This is a genomic window from Kitasatospora sp. NPDC056800, assembly GCF_042789775.1.
Taxonomy (GTDB): Bacteria; Actinomycetota; Actinomycetes; order Streptomycetales; family Streptomycetaceae; genus Kitasatospora.
Window position 1 is genome coordinate 25,812 of record NZ_JBHUAL010000100.1, and the last position, 6,525, is coordinate 32,336.

General features: G+C 73.3%; 6 protein-coding genes. All 6 read right to left on the reverse strand.

Translation table 11 applies throughout. The features are described from left to right. Window positions 1-260: 260 nt before the first annotated feature. The 6 genes from ACFRQN_RS22085 to ACFRQN_RS22110 all read right to left on the reverse strand — a co-directional run bounded on the left by ACFRQN_RS22085 (window position 261) and on the right by ACFRQN_RS22110 (window position 6,290). On the reverse strand, window positions 261-1,649 hold the full coding sequence (locus ACFRQN_RS22085) for an ABC transporter substrate-binding protein (protein WP_380741620.1): 1,389 nt from the start codon (window positions 1,647-1,649) through the stop codon (window positions 261-263). 347 nt (window positions 1,650-1,996) lie between these two features. After that, the gene (locus ACFRQN_RS22090; protein WP_380741621.1) at window positions 1,997-3,211 is read right to left on the reverse strand and encodes a cytochrome P450; all 1,215 of its coding nucleotides are present in this window, start codon (window positions 3,209-3,211) and stop codon (window positions 1,997-1,999) included. A 147-nt stretch (window positions 3,212-3,358) separates the two neighbouring features. Continuing rightward, the gene (locus tag ACFRQN_RS22095; protein WP_380741622.1) at window positions 3,359-4,603 is read right to left on the reverse strand and encodes a cytochrome P450; all 1,245 of its coding nucleotides are present in this window, start codon (window positions 4,601-4,603) and stop codon (window positions 3,359-3,361) included. Beyond that, window positions 4,600-5,373: an ATP/GTP-binding protein gene (locus tag ACFRQN_RS22100; protein WP_380741625.1), complete on the reverse strand. Its 774-nt coding sequence runs from the start codon at window positions 5,371-5,373 to the stop codon at window positions 4,600-4,602. Before ACFRQN_RS22100 ends, ACFRQN_RS22095 begins: the two co-directional genes overlap by 4 nt. A 31-nt stretch (window positions 5,374-5,404) precedes the next feature. Next, window positions 5,405-5,773, reverse strand: a complete 369-nt coding sequence (locus ACFRQN_RS22105) for a DUF742 domain-containing protein (protein ID WP_049653110.1) — start codon at window positions 5,771-5,773, stop codon at window positions 5,405-5,407. A gap of 82 nt (window positions 5,774-5,855) precedes the next feature. Next, entirely contained in the window at window positions 5,856-6,290 is a 435-nt protein-coding gene (locus ACFRQN_RS22110) for a roadblock/LC7 domain-containing protein (RefSeq protein WP_049653112.1), read from the reverse strand. Window positions 6,291-6,525: the final 235 nt, after the last annotated feature.

Below are 6,525 nucleotides of genomic sequence, written 5' to 3' on the forward strand. Positions count from 1 at the left end.
CCTCGGGGGGTGGGGGGGTGGGGGGGGGGGGGGGGGGGGGGGGTGGCCCCCCCCCCGCCCTCGACAGGTGGTCCTCGGTGTGCCCGACCCCCGGGAACCGGCTCCTCGGTGTCGGCCCCGGAGGCCGGCGCCGGACCCAGGACCGAAACCGGGGCCAGGGCCAACTCCGGGTCCAACTCCGACTCCCACTCCAACTCCGGTTCTGGCTCCGAGAGCAGCCCCGGAACCAGTCCCGGAACCGAGCAGGACGGACGGCCCGGCTACTGCGGCCAGGCGGCGTCGATGTCGGCGGCGGTCTTCTGGATCGACTGCCCCTCGGCGAACCAGGCGGTCAGCGACTTCCACTCCTGCCCGGCGCCCACGGCGGCCGGCATCAGGTCGGAGCCGTCGAAGCGGAAGGTCGCCGACGGGTCCGTCAGCGCCTCCGCCGACAGCTTGTCGATCGGGTCGGTGTAGAGGCTCTTGTCCACGCCCTGGTTGGCCGAGACCCAGCCGCTCGCGGTCTTCACCCGGCTGCTCGCCCAGTCCGAGCTGGACAGGTAGTTCTGCACCGCCTGCACCTCGGGCCGCCCGGAGAAGGCCGCCAGGAACTCGCCGCCGCCCTCGACCGGGTTGGCGACCGACGGGTTCACCGCGGGCAGGTGGAAGGCGAAGACGTCCCCGTCCGGGCCGACCTTGGTGCCCTTGGGCCACTGCGCCTCGTAGAAGGAGGCCTGCTGGAGCATCAGGCACTTGCCGCTCAGGATCGGCGTGCCCGCGTCCTGGAAGGTGGTGGTGGCGATCGACTTCACGTCACCGAAGCCCGCGTTGACCCAGGCCGGGTTCTGCATCCAGTCGGCGACCGTCTTCATCGCGGTGGTGATCTTCTGGTCGGAGAACTTCACCTGGTGGCCGACCCACTGGTCGTACACCTCGCCGCCGTACGAGCCGAGCACCACCTCCTCCAGCCAGTCGGTGGCCGGCCAGCCGGTGGCCGTCCCGGAGGCGATGCCGCCGCACCACGGCTTGGCGCCGCCGGCCTTGGCGATCCGGTCGCTGAGCGCCATCAGGTCGGTCCAGGTCTTGGGCACGTCGTAGCCGGCCGCCGTGAAGGCCTTCGGCGAGTACCAGACCAGGGACTTCATGTTGGCGCTCATCGGGGCCGCGTAGTAGGTGCCGTTGACCGAGCCGTACGTCTTCCAGATCGGGCTCCACTTGTCCTGGTTGGCAACGGTCTGGGCGGGCGGCTTCACCACCTTGCCGCTCTTCACCATCTGCGCCAGCAGGCCCGGTTGCGGGATGATCGCGAAGTCCGGGGCGTTGCCGCCGGAGACCCGGACCGGCAGCTGGGACTCGAAGTCGTTCGAGCCCTCGTAGCTGATCCTGATCCCGGTGCACTTGCTGAACTCGGCCCAGGACTTCTCCAGGTTGTCCGACTCCGGGCTCAGGATCGAGGCGAACATCGTCACGGTGGTGCCCGAGTGTCCGGCGTACGGCTGGTACCTGGCGCAGTCGCCGGACAGCGAGGCGGCCGATCCGCCTCCGCCGCCACCCGAACCGCCGGAGCTGTTGGAGCAGGCCGCGGTCAGCGCCAGTGCCGCCACCAGGACGGGCACGGCGGCCAGACGGCGGCGGGAACTCGGTTGCGGCGCGGTCGGGTTGAGGGTCAATGCGGTTCTCCTCGCCAGGGCATGCTGCCGACGGTGGGCTGAACGACATTGCGCTGTACCGGAGATGGGCCTACACGGGGATCGCGGACAGGTTCACGGGAACGGAATCGCGGAACGGATTCGCGGAACGGGATCACGAGCGGGATCACGAGCGGACGGCGGCCGGACTGATCGAAGACGTTAACGCAGCCGCCGCCCCCCGCCAAGGTCCCCGTTCGACCTTCACAAGCCGGTGTCCCGACCGTGACCCGCGACCGGAAGCCGAAGGCCCCGACCGGACGTTCAGCCGGACGTCCAATCGGACATCCACCGCAAATCCAGCCGGGGCCTTGCGATATGACCGAACGTCAGAAGAGCCGCACCGGCAGCTCCAGCAGGCTGTTGACCACCAGCGAGGGGCTCGGCCGCAGGTCCGCGTCCGGCACCGCGAGCGACAGCCCCGGGAAGCGCTCGAACAGCGCGGGCAGCGCGACCCCCGCCTCCAGCCGGGCCAGCGGGGAGCCCGGGCAGACGTGCGGGCCGTGGCCGAAGGACAGGTGGCGGGACGGGTCCCGGGTGATGTCGAAGACCTCGGCGGTCACCCCGTGCTGGAGCGGGTCGCGGCCGATCGCGTTGTACGAGACCAGCACCGGTTCGCCGGCCGGGATCACCACCTCGCCGACCGGTATGGGCTCGGCGGCGAACCGGAACAGGAAGTTGCTGGTCGGCGGTGTCCAGCGGAGCGACTCCTCCACCACCGCGTCCCAGGACACCTGTCCCGAACGCACCAGTTCCAGCTGGTTCGGGTGGGCCAGCAGGGCCCGCACCGCGTTGCCGATCAGGTTCACCGTCGTCTCGTGGCCGGCCGCGATGATCACCCGCAGGGTGGCCGCCGCCTCCGCGTCGCTCAGCGCCCCGCCCTCCGTGTCGGCCGCCAGTAGCACGCTCGCCAGGTCCTCGCCGGGAGCCGAACGGCGCTGCGCCACCAGGCCGTTGACGAAGGCGTTCAGCCCGGCGACGGTCGCCTGGATGCCCTCCGGGTTCGGCTTGATGCCGAAGAACCGCTCGTACAGGTCGCGCAGCAGGCCGTGGTCCGACTCCGCTACGCCCAGCAGCGAGCAGATCACCGTCATCGGCAGCGGGAAGGCGAAGGCCGTCTTGAGGTCCACCAGCGGCTCGCCCGCCGCCAGGGCGTCCAGCAGCGCGTGGGTGATCTCCTCGACGCGCGGACGCATCAGCTCCACCCGGCGCGGGGTGAAGGCCTGCGCGACCAGTGCCCGAAGCCGGCGGTGCTCGGCCCCGTCGGTGGTCACCATGCTCGGGCCGGGCACCGCCAGGCCGATCAGCGGCCAGGTCTTCGGGACCTCGCCGCGCTGGTAGGCCGCCCAGTGCGCGGCGTCCTTCACGAGCCGGGCGTTCGTGAGCAGGTCACGCGCGGCGGCGTGCCGCGTCACCGCCCAGGCGGCGACCCCGCCGGGCAGTTCGACCGGCACCACCGGGCCGGCGGCCCGCAGCAGGGCGCCCTCGGCCGCGTTGTCGCGGGCCAGCGGGTCGAGGGCGATTCGGGCCGGGGCAGCGGTCATCGACGTCTCTCTTTCGAAGCTCTGGAGAAGCTCTCTCGAAGCCTTTCGAAGCCGTTCGAAGCCGTTCGAAAACAGCCGAAGCCTTTCGGAGGTTTCGAGGGCGTTCGAGGGGCTTCGCGGCTCTTTCGAACGGCGGGTGCGGGTGGATCAGGCCGGGTGGCCGGGGGTGAACGAGACCGGCAGCGCCACCAGCCCGCGCACCCAGGCCGACGGCCGCCACACCAGCGCGTGCTCGGCCACCGCCAGCCGCAGGTCCGGCAGCCGGTCGAGCAGCACCTCGATCGCGGTGGTGGCGATCACCTCGGCCGCCTCCTGGGCCGGGAACGGGCAGCCGTGCTCGCCGTACGAGTAGCTCAGGTGCGCCCGGTTGCCCTCCGCCGGGCGGCCGTCCGGCTGCCGGACGGCCGGGTCGGCGTTGGCCCCGGCGATGCCGAGCAGGACCATGTCCCCCTCGCCGATCCGCTGGCCGCCCACCTGGGTGTCGCGGACCGCCCAGCGTCCGGCGAAGATCTGGGTCGGGGTGTCCTCCCAGAGCGCCTCGTTCAGCGCCTGGCTGATGCTGCGCCGGCCGCCGGCCAGCGAGGCCGCGAACCGCTCGTCGGTGAGCATCAGCCGCAGCGTGTTGGAGATCCAGTACGAGCTCGGCTGGTGCCCGGCGATCAGCAGCACCCGCAGGTCGCGCATCACCTCGTCGTGGGTCAGCCCGGCCGGGTGCGCCAGCATCCGCGAGGCGACGTCGGCGCCCGGGTGCTCGGCCTTCTCCTCGACCAGCGCGAGCATCAGCTCCAGCAGCCGTTGGGCGCCGGCCGGCGCGTCCGGGCCGCCGTCCAGCATGGCCAGCAGCGCCGCGATCAACTGCGGCGCCTGCTCCTCGTCCAGGCCGAGCACCCGGCACAGCACCAGCAGCGGCATCCGGTGCGCGTACTCGGCGACCAGGTCGGCCTCGCCGCGCCCGGCGAACTCGTCGATCAGACCGTCGGCGATCTCCTCCGCGTGCTTGCGCAGCTCGTACGGGTCGATCCCGGCCAGCGCGTCGGTGACCGCGCGCGAACGCCGGACGTGCTCCTCGCCCTCGGCGTAGAGGATCGAGGGGACGGGGGCCATCATCGGCTTCAGCGGCCAGTCGGCGGGCAGCGTCGCCCAGGCGTGCCAGCGGCTGGAGTCGCGGCCGAACAGCTGCGGCCGGCCGGTCACCTGCTGGAGCTCGCGGTAGCCGATGACCAGCCAGGCGGGCACGCCGCCGGCCAGCTCGACCGGGGCGACCGGGCCGTGCGCGGCGCGCAGCTCGCGGTAGAGCTGGGACGGGTCGGTCTGGAAGCGCGGCCCGTACAGCGGCGTGGCGCCGGCGTGCGCCGGGCAGCCCGGGGGCGGGGTGGCGGCGGGCTCGGTCACGGGGTGCTCTCCTCGTAGATCGCGGTGCGGGGCCCGGCCGGGGCTGGCCGCGCGGCGGGGGCCGTCTCGTCCTCCCCGGCGGCAGCGGCCGGGACGCCTCCGTCGGCACCGGCCAGGACGGCTCCGTCGGCACCGGCCAGGGCGGCCTCGTCGGCCCCGGCCAAGGCGGCCAGGTGGTGGACCAGGGCGATCAGCACCCGCTTGCCGGACTCGCGGTCGCGCGCGTCGCAGTCCACCAGCGGCACCTCGGCCGGCAGGTCCAGCGCCTCGCGGACCTGCTCCAGGGTGTGGCCCGGCTCGCCGAAGTTGTTGCGGGCCACGATGAACGGCGTGCCGTGGTGCTCCAGCCGGTCGATGGCGTACCAGGAGTCCTCCAGGCGCCGGGTGTCCACCAGGACGACCGCGCCCAGGGCGCCGCTGAACAGGCGGTCCCAGAGGAACCAGAAACGTTCCTGCCCGGGCGCGCCGAACAGGTACAGCACCTGGCGCTCGGAGAGGGTGATCCGGCCGAAGTCGAAGGCGACCGTGGTGGAGCGCTTGCCCCAGGCGCCGGCCGGGTCGATGCCCTCGCCCGCCTTGGTCATCACCTCTTCGGTGTTCAGCGGGCGGATCTCGCTGACCGAGCCGACCAGGGTGGTCTTGCCCACGCCGAAGCCGCCGACCACGACGATCTTCAGCGCGTTGTCGGCCGTCGCCCGCAGCGGGGTGCGGGCACCGGCGGGCCGGACGTCAGCGGCAGCCTGAACGGCGCCGGCGGGCCGGGCCTCCACAGCGGTCCGGACGCCGCCGACGGGCGAGACGTCAGAGCTGTTGAAGGCCATGCAGCACCTGCTTCAGCGTGTCGAGGTCGGGCAGCCGGGCCTTGTTCGGCGCGAACCGGGGGTGGCGGGCGGTGACCGCCCCGGACTCCAGCAGGTCGCCGAGCAGGATCTTCACCACCGAGACCGGCAGCGCCAGTTCCGCCGCCACCTCCACCACGGCGGTCGGGGCCTCGCACATCCGCAGGATCCGGGCGTGCTCCGACTGCATCCCGGGCGCCGGCTGCCGCTCGGCGACGATCAGGGTCACCAGGTCGAAGGCGTTCTCCGGGGAACGGCTGCGGCCCCGGGTGATGGTGTAGAGGCGGTCCGGGTCGTCGTCGCGCCCCGGCAGCACCGGCCCCGGACTCATCCGCCCACCTCGCTCCGCGCGGCGGGGGCGTCGACCCCCGCGACCCCCGCGACTCCTTCGACCGTCCGCTCGCTCCGCGCGCTCATATGACCGCGCTCTCTTGCGCGGCCTCGCCTTCCGCCGCCCGGGCGGGCGCGCTGAGGTGGACCCCGATCTGCTCGATCAGGCCGTGCATGTTGTGGCCGACCACGCCGACGTCCGCGTCGTCGTCCGTGACCACCGCCAGGTGCGCGCCCTCGCCGGCCGCCACGATGCACAGGATGCCGCCGTGGAACTCGGTCATCGACTGCCGCACGCCGCCGCTGCCGTCGCCGAACTCGATCGAGGCGCCGTGCGCCAGGCTCTGCAGACCGGAGGCGATGGCGGCCAGCTGGTCGGCCTGGTCGGTGCTCAGACCGGCGGTGTGGCAGAGCTTGAGGCCGTCGGCGGAGAGCACCAGGGCGTGCCGGGTGCCGGGGGTCGCCGCCAGCAGGTTCTCCAACAGCCAGTCGAGGTCACGGTCGGTGGCACTGCTCATCAGGTGTCCTTCTCGGTGACGGGGGAAGCGTCGGGCGTGGTGTCGGGGGCTGTGGTCGGCACCCCGGAAGGGTCGGTGGCCGGCGGCCCGGCAGAGTCGGCGGCCGGAGCCCCGGCAGGGTCCGTGACCGGCGTCCCGGCGGGGCCCTCGGTCGGAGCCCCGGCGGCGGGCCGCCCGGCCCCCCCCCGACGGGCGGCGGCCCCGCGGAACGCGCCCCAACCGCCGGCCCCACCCC